At 67.2% G+C, this 19,349-nt stretch carries 20 protein-coding genes; 11 read left to right on the top strand and 9 right to left on the bottom strand.

Features of this window, described 5'->3' with window-relative positions; genetic code table 11:
• Positions 1 to 17: 17 nt before the first annotated feature.
• From gmk to fabD, 7 genes are all read right to left on the bottom strand, one after another.
• Positions 18 to 683 carry a guanylate kinase gene (gmk, locus tag GGR03_RS00350; protein WP_183205288.1) on the bottom strand — a complete coding sequence of 222 codons (666 nt, stop codon included), beginning with the start codon at positions 681 to 683 and terminating at the stop codon, positions 18 to 20.
• Positions 680 to 1,567, bottom strand: a complete 888-nt coding sequence (locus tag GGR03_RS00345) for a YicC/YloC family endoribonuclease (protein WP_183205286.1) — start codon at positions 1,565 to 1,567, stop codon at positions 680 to 682. Before GGR03_RS00345 ends, gmk begins: the two co-directional genes overlap by 4 nt.
• A 44-nt stretch (positions 1,568 to 1,611) precedes the next feature.
• The gene (gene mltG, locus GGR03_RS00340) at positions 1,612 to 2,730 is read right to left on the bottom strand and encodes an endolytic transglycosylase MltG (RefSeq protein WP_183205282.1); all 1,119 of its coding nucleotides are present in this window, start codon (positions 2,728 to 2,730) and stop codon (positions 1,612 to 1,614) included.
• Between the two features lie 100 nt (positions 2,731 to 2,830).
• The gene (fabF, locus tag GGR03_RS00335) at positions 2,831 to 4,096 is read right to left on the bottom strand and encodes a beta-ketoacyl-ACP synthase II (RefSeq protein WP_183205280.1); all 1,266 of its coding nucleotides are present in this window, start codon (positions 4,094 to 4,096) and stop codon (positions 2,831 to 2,833) included.
• 40 nt (positions 4,097 to 4,136) lie between these two features.
• Positions 4,137 to 4,373 (bottom strand): acyl carrier protein, encoded by a 237-nt coding sequence (locus tag GGR03_RS00330; RefSeq protein ID WP_026358398.1) that lies wholly within the window; start codon positions 4,371 to 4,373, stop codon positions 4,137 to 4,139.
• Positions 4,374 to 4,535: 162 nt separating this feature from the next.
• Positions 4,536 to 5,273 carry a 3-oxoacyl-[acyl-carrier-protein] reductase gene (gene fabG / locus GGR03_RS00325; RefSeq protein ID WP_183205278.1) on the bottom strand — a complete coding sequence of 246 codons (738 nt, stop codon included), beginning with the start codon at positions 5,271 to 5,273 and terminating at the stop codon, positions 4,536 to 4,538.
• 45 nt (positions 5,274 to 5,318) lie between these two features.
• The gene (gene fabD / locus GGR03_RS00320; protein WP_183205276.1) at positions 5,319 to 6,257 is read right to left on the bottom strand and encodes an ACP S-malonyltransferase; all 939 of its coding nucleotides are present in this window, start codon (positions 6,255 to 6,257) and stop codon (positions 5,319 to 5,321) included.
• A gap of 374 nt (positions 6,258 to 6,631) precedes the next feature.
• Here fabD and rpsF point away from each other — a divergent pair, with 374 nt between their 5' ends.
• The 7 genes from rpsF to alr all read left to right on the top strand — a co-directional run bounded on the left by rpsF (position 6,632) and on the right by alr (position 13,483).
• Positions 6,632 to 7,084 (top strand): 30S ribosomal protein S6, encoded by a 453-nt coding sequence (gene rpsF, locus GGR03_RS00315; protein WP_183205274.1) that lies wholly within the window; start codon positions 6,632 to 6,634, stop codon positions 7,082 to 7,084.
• 5 nt (positions 7,085 to 7,089) lie between these two features.
• Positions 7,090 to 7,338, top strand: a complete 249-nt coding sequence (gene rpsR / locus GGR03_RS00310) for a 30S ribosomal protein S18 (RefSeq protein WP_163043733.1) — start codon at positions 7,090 to 7,092, stop codon at positions 7,336 to 7,338.
• A 130-nt stretch (positions 7,339 to 7,468) separates the two neighbouring features.
• A complete protein-coding gene (locus GGR03_RS00305) occupies positions 7,469 to 8,437 on the top strand; it encodes a hypothetical protein (protein WP_183205272.1) in 969 nt (322 codons plus the stop codon).
• A gap of 35 nt (positions 8,438 to 8,472) precedes the next feature.
• Positions 8,473 to 9,093, top strand: a complete 621-nt coding sequence (gene rplI / locus GGR03_RS00300) for a 50S ribosomal protein L9 (protein ID WP_183205270.1) — start codon at positions 8,473 to 8,475, stop codon at positions 9,091 to 9,093.
• A gap of 213 nt (positions 9,094 to 9,306) precedes the next feature.
• Complete coding sequence (locus GGR03_RS00295; protein WP_183205267.1) at positions 9,307 to 10,596, top strand: cyclopropane fatty acid synthase; 1,290 nt, start codon at positions 9,307 to 9,309, stop codon at positions 10,594 to 10,596.
• 236 nt (positions 10,597 to 10,832) lie between these two features.
• On the top strand, positions 10,833 to 12,323 hold the full coding sequence (locus GGR03_RS00290; RefSeq protein WP_183205265.1) for a replicative DNA helicase: 1,491 nt from the start codon (positions 10,833 to 10,835) through the stop codon (positions 12,321 to 12,323).
• A gap of 8 nt (positions 12,324 to 12,331) precedes the next feature.
• A complete protein-coding gene (alr, locus tag GGR03_RS00285) occupies positions 12,332 to 13,483 on the top strand; it encodes an alanine racemase (RefSeq protein WP_252920140.1) in 1,152 nt (383 codons plus the stop codon).
• Between the two features lie 28 nt (positions 13,484 to 13,511).
• On the opposite strand, the gene GGR03_RS00280 is transcribed toward alr, so the two are convergent.
• Entirely contained in the window at positions 13,512 to 13,835 is a 324-nt protein-coding gene (locus GGR03_RS00280; protein ID WP_183205263.1) for a DUF1294 domain-containing protein, read from the bottom strand.
• 184 nt (positions 13,836 to 14,019) lie between these two features.
• Here GGR03_RS00280 and radA point away from each other — a divergent pair, with 184 nt between their 5' ends.
• From radA to GGR03_RS00260, 4 genes are all read left to right on the top strand, one after another.
• On the top strand, positions 14,020 to 15,411 hold the full coding sequence (radA, locus tag GGR03_RS00275; protein ID WP_183205261.1) for a DNA repair protein RadA: 1,392 nt from the start codon (positions 14,020 to 14,022) through the stop codon (positions 15,409 to 15,411).
• 122 nt (positions 15,412 to 15,533) lie between these two features.
• Positions 15,534 to 16,187 (top strand): CvpA family protein, encoded by a 654-nt coding sequence (locus tag GGR03_RS00270; RefSeq protein ID WP_183205259.1) that lies wholly within the window; start codon positions 15,534 to 15,536, stop codon positions 16,185 to 16,187.
• Between the two features lie 117 nt (positions 16,188 to 16,304).
• Positions 16,305 to 17,756 carry an amidophosphoribosyltransferase gene (gene purF, locus GGR03_RS00265; RefSeq protein WP_183205257.1) on the top strand — a complete coding sequence of 484 codons (1,452 nt, stop codon included), beginning with the start codon at positions 16,305 to 16,307 and terminating at the stop codon, positions 17,754 to 17,756.
• A gap of 35 nt (positions 17,757 to 17,791) precedes the next feature.
• Entirely contained in the window at positions 17,792 to 18,532 is a 741-nt protein-coding gene (locus GGR03_RS00260; protein WP_183205255.1) for an SDR family NAD(P)-dependent oxidoreductase, read from the top strand.
• Here GGR03_RS00260 and GGR03_RS00255 read toward each other — a convergent pair.
• The gene (locus GGR03_RS00255) at positions 18,514 to 19,344 is read right to left on the bottom strand and encodes a CDP-alcohol phosphatidyltransferase family protein (RefSeq protein ID WP_183206951.1); all 831 of its coding nucleotides are present in this window, start codon (positions 19,342 to 19,344) and stop codon (positions 18,514 to 18,516) included. The two genes, GGR03_RS00260 and GGR03_RS00255, sit on opposite strands and share 19 nt — an antisense overlap.
• Between the last annotated feature and the right edge of the window lie 5 nt (positions 19,345 to 19,349).

Here is a 19,349-nt window from a genome sequence, read left to right as displayed (position 1 = left end):
AAACTGATTCCGGCTCTTCACTCGATTTCTTCGGCCAGCAGCTGGGCGGTGAAGTCGTAGAGCCCGGGCCGGCGGTCGCGGCGCAGCCGCTCGGCGTTGATGATCGAGCGGACCGCCGAGAAGGCGCGGTCGAGATCGTCGTTGATCACCACGTAATCGTAATCGCGCCAGCGGGCGATCTCCACGCGGGCGTTCTTCAGCCGGACGGCGATGGTCTCGCCGGAGTCCTCTGCGCGGCGCAGCAGCCGCGTCTTCAGCTCCGCCATCGACGGCGGCAGGATGAAGATCGAGACGATGTCGGCCTTGGCCTGGCGCTGCAGCTGCAGCGCGCCCTGGTAGTCGATGTCGAACAGCATGTCGCGCCCGTCCTGCATCGCCTTCTCGGCGGCCGAACGCGGCGTGCCGTAGAGATTGCCGTGGACCTCGGCCCATTCGAGCAGCGCCCCGCCCTCGCGCATCTGGTGGAACTCGTCGCGCCCGATGAAGTGGTAGTGCACGCCGTCGATCTCGCTCGCCCGGCGCTTGCGGGTCGTCACGCTGACCGAAAGCATGAACAGCGGGTCGGAATCGAGCAGGGTCCGGGCGATCGTCGACTTGCCGGCGCCGGACGGCGAGGACAACACGAGCATGAGGCCGCGACGCGCGATCTTGATGGGCGATTCGGTGTCGAAGATCGACGTCATTCTAGATTCTGCACCTGTTCACGAAACTGATCGATGACGACCTTCAACTCCAACCCGATGGCGGTGAGCGAGTTCGCGTTCGACTTGGAGCAGACCGTATTCGATTCGCGGTTGAATTCCTGCGATAAAAAGTCGAGGCGCCGCCCGATCGGACCGCCGCCGTCGAGCAGCGACCGTGCTGCGTCGACATGCGCGCGCAACCGGTCGAGCTCCTCGCGAATGTCGGCCTTCGTCGCCAGGAGCGCCACCTCCTGGTGCAGGCGTGCCTCGTCGAGCCGGGCGTCCGCCCCGAGGAGGTCAGCGATCTGCGACGCCAGTCTCTGTCGGATGGCGTCCGCCGAGCGCGCTGGATCCGTCTCGGCCCGCTCCACGAGGGACGCGATCTCGTCGACGCGCGTCAGCAGGATGCCGCGCAGCACGTCCCCTTCCGACCGCCGGGCGAGCGCCAGCGCGTCGAGTGCTGCGGCGAAGCCTTCGGTTACCGCGGCGTGCCGGCGGGCTTCGATTTCCGGATCCGGCCGGGTTTCTGCGACATCGACGATGCCCTTGATCGCCAGGATACCGTCCGCCGTCGGCGCGGCGGCATGGCCGTCTGCGACGAGCCTGGACGACAGTGCCAGCACGCGCTGCAGCATGGCGTCATTGACGATGAGTTCGGGCAGGCTGGCGTCGCGCTTGAGTTGCAGCCCGGCCTGGATGTTGCCGCGCGACAGGCGCGAAGCGGCAAGGCGGCGAAGCGTGGCCTCGATCGGCTCGAAACCCGGCGGCAGCCGCAGCCGCATGTCGAGGCTCTTGCCGTTGACGGAGCGCAGCTCCCAGACGAAATCGATGCCTTCGGCGACGGCTTCGTGGCGGGCAAAGCCCGTCATGCTCTGGACGGGCATGCCTGATCCCCCTCGCGTTCAGCCGCCGACCGGGCGCCGTCCCGTCACTCTGCCGCTTCGGCCGCGGCCCGCTGCTGGCGCTCGTATTCGCGGTATCGCTGGACGTTGCGGTTGTGCTCGTCCAGCGTCTCGGCGAAGACGTGCCCGCCGGTCCCGTCGGCGACGAAATAGACGTCGTCGGTCTCGAGCGGATTGGCCACGGCTTCCAGCGCCGCGCGCCCCGGATTGGCGATCGGGCCCGGCGGCAGGCCGTTGATCCGGTAGGTGTTGTAGGGCGTGTCGCTGTCGATGTCGGACTGCGTCACCGGCCGGTCGCTTGGCTTGCCGGCTCCGCCGTAGACGCCATAGAGGAAGGTCGGGTCGGACTGCAGCCGCATGCCCTTGCGCAGCCGGTTGACGAAGACGGACGCGACGTGCGGCCGCTCGCTGTCGACGCCGGTTTCGCGCTCGACGATCGAGGCAAGCGTGAGGAACTGGCCGATATCGTCCACCGGCACTTCCGGGTTGCGGGTCTCCCAGATCTCCGCGACGAGCCGGTCCTGGGCATCCTTCATGCGCTGCACGAGGCCCTTCCGGCTGTCGCCGCGCTGGACGAGGTAGGTGTCGGGACGCAGCGTGCCTTCTGGCAGCAGCTCCGGCATTTCCCCGGACAGCACCTCCGAAGCGGCGATCCGGTCGTAGATGCGCTGGACGGTCCAGCCTTCCGGGATCGTGACGGAGTGGACGATCGACTTGCCGCTGCGCAGCTTCTCCATCACGCCGCGCATCGAGATGCCGGGCGTGAAGGCGTATTCGCCGGGCTTCAGCTCGCCACCGGCACCGGCAAAACGCACGCCGTATTCGAACACCTGTGCGTCGCTGATGATCCCCTCGCGCTCCAGCCCGGCTGCGATGGTCTGTGCGCCCGAGCCGCTCGGCACGACGTAGGTCGCTTCCTGGCGAAGCGGACCGGGCCCCTCGAACTGCCCCGCTCCCCAGTAGATCACGGCGCCGGCGGCCAGCATCAGAAACAGCGCCATCGACAGGCAGAAGTTCAGGAAGATGACGATCTGGCTTCGTGCGTGGCGCGAGCGGCGCGGCGGCAGGGGAGCCGGCGACGGCCGTAAATCGCGGGCCGCCTTGCGGCGCTCGCGTCTCGAATCGGCTCCCGAGTCCTGGCTCACCGGATCATCCCCCGAACGTGTTGCCGTGACCGCCGAAGCATCACTGGAATGTGGCGAAAGCCCGGACGAATGCGATCCCCGGGCCTGTCGATGCGAAGGACTATTCGTCCAGCTGCCGCAGGATCAGCGACGCGTTGGTTCCCCCGAACCCGAAGGAGTTCGACAGCGCGATCTTGATCTCTTTCTCGCGCTTCACGTGCGGCACGAGATCGATCTTCGTCTCGACGGAAGGATTGTCGAGATTGAGCGTCGGCGGCGCGACATTGTCGCGGATCGCCAGAGCCGAGAAGATCGCTTCGACGGCACCCGCGGCGCCCAGCAGATGGCCGATGGCCGACTTGGTGGAGGACATCGAGATTCCCGCCGCCGCATCGCCGAGCAGCCGCTCGATCGCCCTGAGCTCGATCTCGTCGCCGAGCGGCGTCGAAGTGCCATGCGCGTTGACGTAGTCGATGTCGGCAGGGGTGATGCCGGCGCGCTTCATCGCCGCCGACATGCAGCGATAGGCACCGTCGCCGTCTTCCGACGGAGCGGTGATGTGGTAGGCGTCGCCCGACATGCCGTAGCCGATGACTTCGGCATAGATGCGCGCGCCGCGCGCCTTGGCATGCTCGAGTTCCTCGAGCACGACGATGCCCGCGCCCTCGCCCATGACGAAGCCGTCGCGGTCACGGTCATACGGGCGGGAGCCGCGGGTCGGATCGTCGTTGAAATGCGTCGACAGCGCCCGGCAGGCGGCAAAGCCTGCAACGGCGAGCCGCGACACCGGCGACTCGGCGCCGCCAGCGACCATCACGTCGGCATCGCCGAGCGCGATGATCCGCGACGCGTCACCGATCGCGTGGGCGCCGGTCGAACAGGCGGTCACGACGGAATGGTTCGGGCCCTTCAGGCCGTTGCGGATCGACACATGGCCGGACGCAAGGTTGATCAGGCTGCCCGGAATGAAGAAGGGGCTGACCCGTCTGGGGCCCTTTTCGGCAAGGATCAGCGCGCTGCGCTCGATGCCCTGCAGGCCGCCGATACCCGATCCGATCAGAACGCCGCTGGCGATCTGGTCCTCGTAGGATTCGGGATGCCAGTCGGCATCGTCCAGCGCCTCGGAGGCGGCAGCCATGGCATAGACGATGAAATCGTCGACCTTGCGCTGCTCCTTCGGCTCCATCCACTGGTCTGGATTGAAGGTGCCGTCCTCCCCGGCGCCGCGCGGGATCTGTCCGGCGATCTGGCAAGCGAGGTCACCGACCTCGAAATGCTCGATCCGCTTCAGACCGCTCTCGCCGTTCAGGAGGCGTTTCCATGTGACGCCGGCACCGGCCCCAAGGGGGCTGACCATGCCGACGCCAGTGATAACAACTCGTCTCATCAATTGCTCAATCGCCCAGGCGGACGCTCCGCCCGAAGCGTCAGGCCTGATTCTTCTCGATGAACTTCACCGCGTCGCCGACGGTGAGGATCGTCTCGGCGGCATCGTCCGGAATCTCGACGCCGAACTCTTCCTCGAAGGCCATGACGAGCTCGACCGTGTCGAGGCTGTCGGCACCGAGATCGTCGATGAAGCTGGCGTTCTCGGTGACCTTCTCCTGCTCGACGCCCAGATGTTCGACGACGATCTTCTTCACTCGCTCGGCGGTATCGCTCATTGTCAGTCCTCTATTGCGATGGTGCTGCCGCATTCGTTAGACGCGGGGCGGCGCTTTATCAAGCGGCACCGGCATTTCGGTCGTGCGCCAGCTTTGGGTCGAATGGTTCGGTGGCGCGGCGCTTACCACGCCGCGACGCGGGGGCCAAGGGAGAGGCCCGCCTCAGATCATGACCATGCCGCCGTTGACGTGCAGCGTCTGGCCGGTGACGTAGCCGGCCTGGTCGGACGCCAGATAGACCGCAGCGGCGGCGATATCGGCGCCCTCGCCCATCCGTTTCATGGGAATGGCTCCCATGATGCCGTCCTTCTGCTTGTCGTTGAGCTTCTCGGTCATGGCGCTGGCGATGAAGCCCGGCGCGATGCAGTTGACCGTGACGTTGCGCGAGGCGATCTCCTGCGCCAGCGATTTCGAAAAGCCGATCATGCCGGCCTTGGCGGCGCAATAATTCGCCTGTCCCGGATTGCCGGTGACGCCGACGATCGACGTGATGTTGATGATTCGCCCGTGCCGGCGGCGCATCATCGGATGGGTGATGCCGCGCGTCAGCCGGAAGGCGGCGGTGAGATCGACCTCGATGACGCTGTCCCAATCGTCGTCCGACATCCGCACGAACAGCCCGTCACGGGTGATGCCGGCATTGTTGACGAGGATGTCGACGCCCTGCATCTCGGCCTCGGCAGTTTCCGCCAGGACCTTCTGCGCGTCGCGGTCGGCGAGATTGGCGGGGAACACCATCGTGCGGTCGCCGAGCTCGGCGACGAGCGCCTCGAGCTTCTCGCGGCGCGTGCCGTGCAGGCCCACCGTGGCGCCGGCCGCGTGGAACGCGCGGGCGATCGCCTCGCCGATGCCGCCGCTGGCGCCGGTGACAAGCGCCTTGCGCCCGGTCAGATCAAACATCTGGTTTCCTTCCGTGATCGTTGACGTAGCCGTGGCGCGACGCCTTCAGCCCCGTTCTCCGGAAAAAGTCCGGACCTCGTCAACCGTCCCGACTGCATACGTAACTAGGCTCTTGTCGATACGGCGGGCGAGCCCGCTCAAAACCCGGCCGCTGCCGATCTCGACCAGCTTCGTCACGCCGTCGCTCGCCAGGAACTCGACGCTCTCGCGCCAGCGAACCTGCCCGGTCACCTGCCGAACCAGGCGCTCGCGAATTTCGTCGGGCGCAGAGGTCGGGGTGGCCGTGACATTCGATATGACCGGGACGGAAGGCGCAGCGATGACGGTCTCGGCCAAAGCTGCCTGCATGCGGTCGGCCGCCGGCTGCATCAGCCGGCAGTGAAAGGGTGCTGAAACGGAGAGCGGGATGGCGCGTTTGGCGCCCCGCTCCGGCGCCATCGCCACGGCGCGGTCGATGGCCGCCTTGTCGCCGGAGATGACGATCTGCCCGCCGCCATTATCGTTTGCCGGCTCGCAGACCTGCCCTTCGGCCGCAGCCTCGCAGAGGGTGAGCACCGCATCCGCATCGAGGCCGAGAATCGCCGCCATCGCGCCCTCGCCCTGCGGCACCGCGGCCTGCATGGCGGTGCCCCGGATGCGCAGCAGCCGGGCCGTGTCGGCGACGGTGATCGCGCCGGCCGCCGCCAGCGCCGAATATTCGCCCAGCGAATGGCCGGCGACGTAGCGCGCCTCGGTCAGGCTGAAGCCTTTGGCCTCGAGGGCCCGCAGGGCAGCGATCGACACCGCCATCAGCGCCGGCTGGGCATTGGCCGTCAACGTCAGCTGGTCTTCCGGTCCTTCGAAGATCAGAGACGATAGCTTCTCGCCCAGCGCCTCGTCGACTTCCTCGAAGACGGCACGGCTTTCGGCGAACGAGTCATGGAGCGTCCGACCCATGCCGACGCTCTGACTGCCCTGTCCCGGAAAAACCAATGCCATGGCCATGCGCCATCTCCTGTGATTGCTGTTCGGCGTGTGCCGCAATGGTTGTCGCCACGACCTCCTGTCAAGGCTGCGGTGGCACATGAGCCTCCGCCGGCCCCAGGCAACACCGCTTCAGGGTTGAATTACCGCCGGAAACCCGGTAGGTGCACACTCGTCAATGCTCGGGCCTCAGCTGGGGGCTGAACGGAAGGCTGCCGCTGTGCCGGCAACAGGGTGCCATAGAAGGCATCGGCTTCCCGTGTCTCCGCTCTCGACCGTTCTCGTACAGGCGCCTTTCCACATCGTCCCGGGTCACCGGGTTCGCAGGGAAGTCGACGAGGCTTAGCCGCTGTACCCGGGCAGATGCGAACGAAACAATGGAAAGGCGATAGCGCATGGCTCTTTACGAGCACGTATTTCTTTCGCGCCAGGATATCTCGAACCAACAGGTCGAGGCTCTCGTCGAGCAGTATCGTGGCGTCCTCGAGGCCAATGGCGGCTCGGTCGGCAAGGTCGAGAACTGGGGCCTCAAGACCCTCACCTACCGGATCAACAAGAACCGGAAGGCCTACTACACGCTGATGAACATCGACGCCGCTTCGGCGGCGGTCCAGGAGATGGAGCGCCAGATGCGCTTCAACGAGGACATCCTGCGCTACATCACCATTCGCGTCGATGAGCACGAGGACGCCCAGTCGGTGATGATGCAGAAGCGCGACGACCGGCCCCGCCGTGGCGGCCGCGACGATCGTGGCGACCGGGGCGACCGTCCCCGCCGTGACGATGACCGCCCGCGTCGCGATCGCGACGATGACCGCCCGCGCCGCAGCCGTGACGATTCGGAGTAAGAAACATGGTCGATATCGCTCAGCTTCCCACCCGCCGGCCGTTCCATCGCCGCCGCAAGTCCGATCCGTTCGCCGGCACCGATTCGCCGAAGATCGATTACAAGGACGTCCGTCTCCTGCAGCGCTACATTTCCGAGCGTGGCAAGATCGTCCCGTCGCGGATCACCGCCGTGTCGCAGAAGAACCAGCGGGCCCTCGCCCGTGCGATCAAGCGCGCCCGCTTCCTCGGCCTTCTGCCCTACGTCCTGAAGTAAGACTTCGATACCGGGAGGCGGCGCGCGGGCGCCGCCTCCCGTCCCACGCGCGTCAGGCCGCCGCGGGACACGACCAAGCCTAGTTGGGGCGAACGCCTCTAACTGCCGCGAGCAGGACAGCGCACTTAAGATGAAACCAACCACCATCCTCATCGCCGTGGCCTCGGGCCTTGCCAGTGCGCTGCTGTTTGCCGGCATCGTCCTGCAATCGGCGTCGGCGGTGAGTCTGGCTCTCGCCGCCCCGATCCCCATCGCCATCGCCAGCCTCGGCTGGGGCTCCGTCGCCGGCTTCATCGCCGCCGCGACCGCCGGTGCGACGATCTTTGCGGTGACCCTCTCCGTTCCCAGCGCGCTGACGCTGCTCGTCTCGATGGCGATCCCGACGGCCGTTGCCGGTCATCTGGCGGGTCTTGCCCGGCCCGCCGAGGCGCCGATGCGCGCAGCGAACGGTAACGTCCCGGCCACGCCGCCGCTCGACTGGTACCCGCTCGAGCGGGTGCTGATGGCGATCACTGCCATGGCGACGGTCGCCTGCCTGTTTCTCGGCTGGATGCTCGGCTACGACGCGCAGGCATTCGTCCCGGCCGTCGCCCAGGCGCTCGGCGAGGGCGGCGTCGCCGGACCCGATGCACCGGACCAGGAACAGATCAGGGAACTCGCCAGCCTCGTCGTGTCGCTGGTACCGTTCGTTCAGCCGGCGATGCTGACGATCATCCTGGTCATCGGGCTCTATCTCGGCGCCACCGTGACCCGCATCTCCAACCGCCTGCCGCGGCCACGCGACGACATCCCCGCCATCGCCGGTCTGCCGCGCACGACGCTCCTGGTCTTTGCGGCCGGCCTTGGCGCGGTCCTCGCCGGTGGCACGCTCGGCCTCATCGGCGCGGTCATCGTCGGGGCCTTTGGTGCCGCCTACACGCTGATCGGCCTGGCCGCCCTCCATCGTCGCAGCCGCGGACGGCCCGGCCGCGGCCTCGTGCTGTTCACCAGCTACGCGGCGATCCTGCTGCTCTCATTCCCGCTCCTCGTTTTTCTAGGGCTCGGGCTCTTCCAGACCTGGCGACACGGCGACGGCACTGCCTCGCCCGCCAGCCAGTAGACGACGCATTCAACCCCTCCAGAAAGGAACTCAAAATGGACGTCATTCTTCTCGAACGCATCGCAAGGCTCGGCCAGATGGGCGACACCGTGAAGGTGCGCGACGGCTACGCCCGCAACTACCTCCTGCCGACCGGCCGCGCCCTTCGCGCCAACGAGGCGAACCGCGCCAAGTTCGAATCGCAGAAGACCCAGCTCGTTCAGCGCAACGAGGAGCGGAAGGCCGAAGCTCAGGAGATCGCCAAGACGCTTGAAGGTCGCAGCTTCGTCGCGGTCCGTTCCGCCGGCGAAACCGGCCAGCTCTACGGTTCGGTGTCGACGCGCGACATCGCCGATCTGCTGGCGGCCGAAGGCTTCAAGGTCGGCCGCAACGAGATCGAGCTGCGCCAGCCGATCAAGGCGATCGGCGTGCATTCGATCTCGATCGCCTTGCACCCGGAAGTCTCGGTTTCCATCAACGTCAACGTCGCCCGCTCGCCGGACGAAGCCGAGCGCCAGTCGCGCGGCGAGGATCTGACCTCCGCCGATGCGATCTACGGCATCGACGATGAGGACGAGATCGACGAGGACGAGGACGCCGAAGGCGAAGCCACCGAAGAAGAAGGCGGCGAGACGACTGCTGCCGACTCCGAGGAAGAGGCCGACGAGGCCCGCTAAGCGCCAGTCAGAGCGTCGATACCAGCGGCCTGGCCCGCGGGCGGCGCCCGGAAACGCTCAGCAGACATACGTAGAGGGGCCCCACACCGTGGGGCCCCTTTTCATATGTTCAGTGCGGGTATTATCTTTGGTTCGCAGTGCATCGTGCGAAGCAACTCCCGGCGGCGTTCGGGCCGTCGAGGTTCTTCAGGCTACGGCCAGGAGATCGACCTCATGAACCGCATCCTCTCCGTCTTCCTCTCCCATCTCTTCAAGACCGGCAACCTCACCATCACCGATGCGTCGGGCGGCGTGACCCAATGGGGTGACGGCACCGGCGAGAAGCTGCACATCCGCTTCAACACGAAAGCGGCGGAACGGGCTGTCGCCCTCCATCCGAGCCTGAAATTCGGCGAGGCCTACATGGATGGCGGCCTCGACGTCGTCTCCGGGTCGATCTACGACGTGCTGGCGCTGATCTTTGCGAACGCCGACAGGGGTGACGCCGCCCGCGAGCCGTGGATGCGCGCCATCGCCCGGATGCGGCTCCTGTACCGGCGCTACATCCAGAACAACACGCCGAGGCGAGCCCGCGCCAACGTGCAGCATCACTACGATCTGTCCGGCGCGCTCTACGATCTCTTCCTCGATGCGGACCGGCAATATTCCTGCGCCTATTTCGAGCGTCCCGGTGCATCCCTCGAAGAGGCGCAGCTGGCCAAGAAACGGCACATCGCCGCCAAGCTGAACTTCGACCGGCCGGGGCTGCGCGCCCTCGACATTGGTTGCGGCTGGGGCGGCATGGGGCTCTATCTCGCGGGCCAGCTGCAGGCCGAGGTCACCGGGATCACCCTGTCCGACGAGCAGCTGGCGGTCGCCCGGAAACGCGCCGAGGATGCCGGGCTGGCCGACCGCGCCAAGTTCCGCATCGAGGATTATCGCGACGTGAAGGGGCAGTTCGACCGGATCGTCTCCGTCGGTATGTTCGAGCATGTCGGCGTCGACTTCTACGAAGCCTATTTCAGCCGCTGCGCCGAGCTCCTGGAGGCGGACGGGGTGATGCTCCTCCACACGATCGGCCGGTTCGAGGAGCCGACCAACACCAATTCCTTCATCGCCAAATACATCTTCCCCGGCGGCTACATTCCCTCGCTGTCGCAGATGACCGCGGCGATCGAGCGCGCCGGCCTGATCGTCACCGATGTCGAGGTGCTGCGCCTCCATTACGCCGAGACGCTGCGCCACTGGCGCGAGCGCTTCGCCGCCCGACGCGACGAGGCCAAGGCGCTCTACGACGAGCGATTCTGCCGGATGTGGGAGTTTTATCTCGCCGCTTCGGAGGGCTCGTTCCGCTGGCAGGACCTCGTGGTCTTCCAGGTCCAGCTGACCAAGTCGCGCGATGCGCTGCCGCTGACCCGCGACTACATGTTCGAGGCCGAAGCAAGATTGCGCCAGCGCGACGATCCCGACGCCGCTGCCGCCTCACGCGAAGGCACCTGGCCGGAGCGCTGTGCCGCGGAGTAGCGAATGCGGGGCACCGTGCCGCGGAGCCTCGCGGTCGGCTTGTCGAAGATATCCACAGGCTCACGGCCGTCCAGACTCCCGCGCAAAGGCCCGGCGGCGCGCTTTTCCCCGTAATCCTTCCACAGGGAAAATGGGGCGCGAAGCGGTACCCGGCGTGGCGGTTGAAGACGCTAGGAGCGAAGCCTGCGCTGGTGTAGGCAGGGTCCATACGGGATCGTGGGCAGGGGTGACGCGGCATGGCGGATGCGGCGCGGAAATTCGATGAGGACGCGGCGGCGCTCTATCGCGAAGCGCCGAACAACATCGAGGCGGAGCAGGCGCTGCTCGGCGCGATGCTCGTCAACAACGATGCCTATTACGTCGTCCACGATTTCCTGAAGCCGGACCATTTCTTCGAGCCGCTGCACCGCGAGATCTTCTCCAAGACCTCGGAGATGATCCGGATGGGCAAGATCGCCAATCCGGTCACGATCAAGACGTTCCTCGCCGCCAACGACAAGGTCGGCGAGCTGACCGTGGCGCAATATCTCGCCCGCCTCGCGGCGGAAGCCACGACCATCATCAACGCCACCGACTATGGCCGCGCCATCTACGACCTGGCGATGCGCCGCTCGCTGATCCGGATCGGCGAGGACATGGTCAACATCGCCTTCGACGCGCCGCTCGACATGGAGCCGAAGGGCCAGATCGAGGACGCCGAAAGGCGACTGTTCGAGCTTGCCGAGACCGGCCGCTACGATGGCGGCTTCCAGTCCTTCACCGAGGCGGTGACGCTGGCCGTGCAGATGGCGACGGCGGCGAAGGACCGCGACGGCGGCCTGTCGGGCGTGTCCTCCGGCATCATCGGCCTCGACCGGCGGATGGGCGGGCTGCAGTCCTCGGATCTGATCATCCTCGCCGGCCGTCCGGCCATGGGCAAGACGTCGCTCGCCACCAACATTGCCTTCAACATCGCGGCTGCGTACGAGCCCGCCGAACAGGCCGATGGCTCCTTCAAGGCCAAGAATGGCGGCGTCGTCGCCTTCTTCAGCCTGGAAATGTCGGCCGAGCAGCTGGCGACGCGTATCATTTCCGAGCAGACGGAGATCTCGTCCTCGAAGATCCGCCGCGGCAACATCAACGACCAGGAGCTGACCAAGCTGATCGCCTGTTCGGAGATGATGCAGAAGCTGCCGCTCTACATCGACCAGACGGGTGGCATATCGATCGCCCAGCTCGCCGCAAGGGCAAGGCGCCTGAAGCGCCAGCGCGGCCTCGACGTCATGGTCATCGACTACGTCCAGCTGATGCAGGGATCGTCCAAGGCCTCCTCGCAGAACCGCGTGCAGGAGATCACCGAAATCACCACCGGCCTGAAGGCGCTGGCAAAGGAGCTGTCGGTGCCGATCATCGCGCTGTCGCAGCTGTCGCGGCAGGTTGAAAGCCGCGAGGACAAACGCCCGCAGCTCTCGGATCTGCGCGAATCGGGCTCCATCGAGCAGGACGCCGACGTGGTGATGTTCGTCTACCGCGACGAATATTACCTCTCGAACCGCGAGCCGAAGCCCGGCACCGACGAACACCTGAAGTGGGAGCAGGCGCTGAACGAGGCCCGCGGCAAGGCCGAGGTGATCATCGCCAAGCAGCGTCACGGGCCGACCGGCACCGTGCCCCTCGCCTTCCAGGCCGAATACACGCGCTTCACCGACCTGGCGGACGAGACCTATCTGCCCGAACGCTACGAATAGGCGCCGCCGTGCCGAGTCTTGCCGATAGGAGCGCCGAACCGTCCCGCATGCCGGTGCTGGAGATCGACCGCGCCGCGCTCGCCGCCAACTGGCGGACGCTGGCGGCGCGCCAGCCGGGTGCCCGCACCGGTGCTGCCGTCAAGGCCGACGGCTATGGCCTCGGGGCGGCGCCCGTCGCGACGGCGCTACACGAAGCCGGCTGCCGCGACTTCTTCGTCGCCTGGGCGTCGGAGGGCGTCGCCGTGCGGAAGGCTTTGTCGCAGGCCGGGGCCGACCCAGGCGATGCGCAGATCTTCGTCCTGCAGGGCCTCGAGCCGGCGACCGTACCCCTGCATCTCCGGCACGATCTCACCCCGGTGCTGTCGACCCCGGACGACATCGCCGTCTGGCGGGACGGCTTGTGCACGGCTGGCGTACAAGCCCCTGCGGCCCTGCAGGTGGAAACCGGGATGAACCGCCTCGGGCTCGACGACGGCGAAACGCATCAGGCCGCAGCGCTGGCCGCCTCCGGCAACCTGCCGCTCTGCCTGGTGATGAGCCACCTCGCCTCCGCCGACGAGACGACGGCGCAAAGCGCCGAGCAGTTGCAGCGATTCCTGGCTTTGTCCGCGCTGTTCCCCGGCGTGCCGCGCTCGCTGGCCAATTCCGCCGGGGTGTTTCTCGGGCCCGATTACGGCTTCGACCTCACCCGCCCCGGCATCGGCCTCTATGGCGGCCGCGCCGGACCCGCCGGCGCGCTGCAGCCGGTCGCGCGCCTCACCGCCGCGATCCTTCAGCTGCGCACCGCGCGGACCGGCGAGGCCGTCGGCTACGGCGCAGCGACGCGGCTCGAACGCGACACCCGCATCGCCACGGTCGGGATCGGCTATGCCGACGGCCTGCCGCGCGCGGCCTCGGGCGCCGGCATCGCCTTGCGGCCGTTGTGTCCGGCGGCCGACGCCTTGCTCGCCGGGCAGCGCGTGCCGGTCATCGGCCGCATCTCCATGGACATGACCCTGCTCGACGTCACGGCGCTGCCGGACGACGCCGTCAGGCCGGGCGATCGGGTGGAATTCTTCGGACCGGGCGTCGCGATCGACGAGGTGGCCGCGGCGGCGGGAACGATCGCCTACGAGCTCCTGACCGGCATGGGGAAACGGGTGGAACGACGCTGGGCCTGACGGTCATCGAATGTCCGGGCGCGCGGCCCTATGGCTTCGACGCGGCGCCGGCGACCATGTCACCGAACGCCGCCAGGCCATCAGCGCCGACGATGGCCGCACCGAGCAGCAGGAGGCCGTGCAGGACGAGGATCGCCCGCAGCCGCGAGCGGAACGGCTCCTTCTGCGTCTTGTGCCGCAGCAGGCGCTGCGCCGCGACCGCCCCGACGATGCCGCCAATCAGCGCCAGGCCGAGCAGCCGACGTTCGGGCACGCGGCGCCGGCCTTCCATCGCCATCGCCTTGTCGTAAGCGAAGGCGGCATAGGCCGTCGCATTGACGACGAACAGGTAGACGAGGACGGCGAGGATCATGACGCGGCTCCGGGCGGGGCCACCATCCTGTCGCATCCGCCTTGCCAAACCCTGTCCCGCGATCCGAGCGGCAAGTGCAGCGCCGGTCGGACGTTATAGCCAAGACGGCGACGACGCCCGCCGCCCTTGTTTCTGATTTGTTCTCACTTCATATTGCCGCAACTCCCGTTCGACGAAAGACCGCATGGCCAAGCCGAAACTCTCCTTCATCTGCCAGAATTGCGGCTCGGTGACCGCCCGCTGGCAGGGCAAGTGCGAAGCCTGCGGCGAGTGGAACACCGTCGTCGAGGAGAATTCCGCCGGCGGCATCGGCGGTGGACCGCAGGGCGCTTCTCGGCGCCGCGGCCGTCCGTCCGCGCTGCTCCCGCTCTCCGGAGAAATGGAGGAGGCGCCGCGGATCATCTCGAAGATCGATGAGCTCGACCGGGCACTCGGCGGCGGCATCGTGCGTGGTTCGGCGATCCTGATCGGCGGCGACCCCGGCATCGGCAAGTCGACGCTGCTGATGCAGGCGGCGGCCGCCCTCTCCCGCAACGGCCACAGCGTCGTCTACGTCTCCGGCGAGGAGGCGGTAGCGCAGGTGCGGCTCCGGGCGCAGCGGCTGAAGGCCGCCGACACCGACGTACAGCTGATGGCCGAGACCAACGTCGAGGACATATTAGCGACGTTGGCCGAGGCGCGGCGGCCCGACCTCGTCATCATCGATTCGATCCAGACGCTCTGGTCGGACATGGCCGATTCCGCGCCCGGCACCGTCACCCAGGTGCGGGCGGGCGTCCAGGCGATGGTGCGCTTTGCCAAGGCGAGCGGCGCGGCGGTGATCCTCGTCGGGCACGTCACCAAGGAGGGCCAGATCGCCGGGCCCCGGGTCGTCGAGCACATGGTCGACGCGGTGCTCTATTTCGAGGGCGAAGGCGGCCATCACTACCGGATCCTGCGCACCGTCAAGAATCGCTTCGGCCCGACCGACGAGATCGGAGTGTTCGAGATGGGCGACCTGGGCCTGCGCGAAGTGCAGAACCCGTCAGAGCTGTTCCTCGGCGAGCGAAACGAGAAGGCGCCGGGGGCGGCGGTCTTCGCCGGCATGGAGGGCACGCGGCCGGTGCTGGTGGAGATCCAGGCGCTGGTGGCGCCCTCCGCGCTCGGCACACCGCGGCGGGCAGTTCTCGGCTGGGACCAGCCGCGCCTCGCCATGGTCCTGGCGGTGCTGGAAGCCCATTGCGGCGTCCGGCTCGGCCAGCACGACGTCTATCTCAACGTCGCCGGCGGGTTCCGCATCTCCGAGCCCGCCGCCGACCTTGCCGTAGCCGCAGCTTTGGTCTCTTCGCTGAGCGGGGCGCCCTTGCCGTCGGACTGCGTCTATTTCGGCGAAATCAGCCTGTCGGGCTCGGTGCGGCCCGTCGCCCATGCCGCCCAGCGCCTCAAGGAGGCCGAAAAGCTCGGCTTCCGCCAGGCGGTGCTACCCTCGGCGCCCGCCGACATGCCGCGCTCGCGCGACATGAGCGGCTTCGAGGTCGAGGCTCTGCCGGACCTCGTGGCAAGGGTCGCATCGGGCGGCGGGGCCACAGATGCTTGATTTTCCGCCACGGCCCTAGTGTAAAATCGGCGGCAAAGGGTTATTGCCCAGCGACGCTGCGCGGACGGGACCGGCAAGACCCGTTGCCCGCTCGCTCCGAAAGGCCAGAGGATCGATCGTTTATGACGCTTACCCTTCTCGACGCGATCCTCTTCGCGATCATGCTCGTCTCGGCGCTTCTGGCGATGGTGCGTGGTTTCTCCCGCGAGGTCCTGTCGGTCGTCGCGTGGCTGGTTGCCGCGGCCGCCGCGTTCTTCTTCTACCGGCCCCTTACCCCCTACGTGTCCGAGTACATCGCGTCGGACATGGTGGCGCTGGCGGTTTCCGCCGCGCTGATCTTCCTGCTAACGCTGATCGTGGTGTCGTTCATCACGCTGCGGATTGCCGACTTCATCATCGACAGCCGCGTCGGCGCGATCGACCGGGCGCTCGGCTTCGTGTTCGGCGCGATACGCGGCCTGCTGCTCGTCGTCGTGGCCATGCTGTTCTTCAACTGGCTGGCACCGGCGAATCAGCCGCAATGGATCGCCGACTCCCGCAGCAAGCCGTTTCTCGACGATCTCGGCCAGCGACTGGTGGCGGCGCTGCCGGAGAATCCCGAGCAGGTCATCATGGACCAGATCCAGGGCACGGATAGCGAACCGAACACCGTGCCGGCTCCGGATGGCGAGCCGGGCGCGGCTCCCTTGCCCGACGCGACGGAGGCACCCGGCGAGCCGAGCTCGATCGAGGGGCTCATCGACGATTCCGGCGAGACGCCCCCGCCCGCCAACTGAGGTTTCGCGGGATTGAACGATCCGTGCAGCAAAGACTCGCGCATCGGCGGGCGCGGGCCTATATGGTGATCTTTACGACGGCAGGCCGGGGCGCACCGGCAAACGGCGGACAAAATCATGGATGAGACGCCTTTTGGCGATGACTCGCTGCATGAAGAATGCGGCGTGTTCGGTATTTTCCAGCGGACCGATGCGGCCGCCGTTGTCACGCTGGGGCTGCATGCGCTCCAGCACCGGGGCCAGGAGGCGGCTGGCATTGTCTCCTACGACGGCTCGCAGTTCCATGTGGAGCGCCACTCGGGGCTGATCGGCGACACCTTCACCAAGCAGTCGGTGCTCGAACGCCTCCCCGGCACCTCTGCGATCGGCCACACGCGCTACGCGACCAGCGGCGGTGGCGGCCTGCGCAACGTCCAGCCCTTCTTCGCCGAGCTTTCCGCCGGCGGATTCGCCGTCGCGCACAACGGCAACATTACCAATGCGATGACCGTGCAGCGCGAGCTGCAGCGGCGCGGATCGATCTTCTCCTCCACTTCCGACACCGAGACGATCCTGCATCTGGTCGCGACCAGCGCCGGGCGGCTGTTCGTCGACAAGCTCATCGACGCGCTGTCGCGGCTCGAGGGCGCCTTCTCGCTGGTCGGCCTGTCGTCGAAGAAGATGGTCGGCGTTCGCGATCCGCTGGGCATCCGGCCGCTGGTGCTCGGCGAGTTCGAGGGCTCGCTGATCCTCGCCTCGGAGACATGCGCGCTCGACATCATGGGCGCGACCTTCGTCCGCGACATCGCGCCGGGCGAACTGGTGATCATCACCGAAGACGGCATCGAGAGCGTCTTCCCCTTCCAGGCAAGGCGGCCGCGCTTCTGCATCTTCGAATATGTCTACTTCGCCCGGCCCGACTCCAACGTCGAAGGCCGGAACGTCTACGACATCCGCAAGAAGATTGGCGCCGAGCTTGCCCGCGAAAGCCACGCGGAGGCCGACATCGTCGTGCCGGTGCCGGATTCCGGCGTTCCTGCCGCCATCGGCTACGCCCAGGAAGCCAACCTGCCGTTCGAGCTGGGGATCATCCGCAACCACTATGTCGGCCGGACCTTCATCCAGCCGACGGATGCGATCCGCCACATGGGCGTCAAGCTCAAGCACAACGCCAACCGCAAAATCCTAGAGGGAAAGCGTGTTGTGCTGGTTGACGATTCGATCGTGCGCGGCACCACCAGCCAGAAGATCGTGCAGATGGTACGCGAGGCCGGCGCTGCCGAAGTGCACATGCGCATCGCCTCACCGCCGACCCGCGCCAGCTGCTTCTACGGCGTCGACACGCCGGAAAAGGGCAAGCTGCTTGCCTCGCGGATGACGATCGAGGAAATGGCTGACTACATCAAGGTCGACTCGCTCGCCTTTTTGACGATCGACGGGCTCTACCGCGCCGTCGACGAGCCGGAGCGCAACCGGATGATGCCGCAATTCTGCGATGCGTGCTTCACCGGCGACTACCCGACCTCGCTCACCGACCAGGACGGCACGGACAATGTTCGGCAGTTGTCCCTGCTCGGCGGCGCAGGCTAAACTTCTCCCAACGCATTCGCTTCGACAGAGATCGCATGACCGGACAGCTCAAGGACAAGGTCGCGCTGGTCACCGGCGCCTCCCGGGGCATCGGCTACCAGATCGCCAAGGGGCTCGCCGCCGAAGGCGCGCATGTCATCGCCCTCGCCCGCACGGTCGGCGGGCTCGAGGAACTCGACGACGAGATCAAGTCCGCCGGTGGCTCGGCGACGCTGGTGCCGCTGGACCTCACCGACATGGGCGGAATCGACCGGCTGGGCGGCGCCATCAACGAGCGCTGGGGCCGGCTCGACGTGCTGGTCGCCAATGCCGGCCTCCTGGGCGTGCTGGCGCCGATCGGCCATATCGAGGCAAAGACCTTCGAGAAGACCATGACGGTCAACGTCACGGCGACCTGGCGGCTGATCCGCTCGGTCGATCCGCTGCTGCGCAAGGCGCAGGCGGGGCGCGCCCTCGTCATCTCCTCGGGCGCCGCCCATTCGGCAAAGGCGTTCTGGTCGCTCTATGCCGCCAGCAAGGCAGCGACCGAGGCCATGGTGCGGTCCTGGGCCAACGAGACGCAGAACCTTCCGCTCCGCGTCAATTCGGTCAATCCCGGTGCCACGCGCACCGCCATGCGCGCCCAGGCGATGCCGGGCGAGGATCCGAAGTCGCTGCCGACGGCCCGCGAGGTCGCGGCGAAGATCGTGCCGCTGGCATTCGCCGGCGTCACCGAGACCGGCAAGCTGTTCGACGTGCGGGCCGAAAAGTTCCTGGACTACCGCGACCCGGCCTGATCGTCGCCGCGGGCGTCGAGCGCTGCCCGCTGGCTGAAGGCCCGGGCGGAAAACCCGATCGACACGAAATAGGCGATCGCGGTCAGGGTCAGGGTCTGCCAGAAGAAGCTGAGCAGCACCGCGACATAGGCGACGAGCCCCAGGATGATGGGGATCGCATAGTCGCGCGGCACGCGGATCCCGGCACCCTTGCCCGACCAGGTGGGCAGGCGGCTGGCCATCAGCAGGCCGATGGCGACGAGATAGACACTGGCGATTGCCGCGGTCACGCCCGGCACGCCCAGATCGAACCCCGAAAAGCTGAGATAGACCGGGAACATGGCAAGGGCTGCGCCGGCCGGCGCCGGCACGCCGACGAAGAAGGCCGAATGCCATTTCGGTCGGTTCGGATCGTCGAGCATGGTGTTGAACCGCGCCAGGCGCAGGGCGCAGGCGCTCGAATAGAGCAGCGCGGCGATCCAGCCGAGCGAGCCTGCATCGTGCAGCATGTAAGCGTACAGCACGAGTCCGGGCGCGACGCCGAAATTAACGATGTCGGCGAGCGAATCCATCTCGGCGCCGAACCGGCTCTGGCCCTTGAGATAGCGCGCGACGCGGCCATCGATGCCGTCAAGCAGCGCGGCGCCGAGGACGAGGCTGACGGCGAGCTCGAACCGGCCCTCGAAGGCCATGCGAATTCCCGTCATCCCGGCACAGATCGACAGCAGCGTGATCAGGTTCGGCGCGATGCGCCGGAACGGGATGCGGCGGCGGGCGGGAACATCCGCCTCGTCCGGATTGCCCGGATCGAAGGGCGGGAACGGCGAGCCGATAGCCA

The sequence above is a fragment of the Aurantimonas endophytica genome, from assembly GCF_014196845.1.
Classification (GTDB): domain Bacteria; phylum Pseudomonadota; class Alphaproteobacteria; order Rhizobiales; family Rhizobiaceae; genus Aurantimonas; species Aurantimonas endophytica.
The sequence above is the reverse complement of the archived record's forward strand: the minus strand, read 5'-3'. Positions and strand labels throughout refer to the sequence as shown.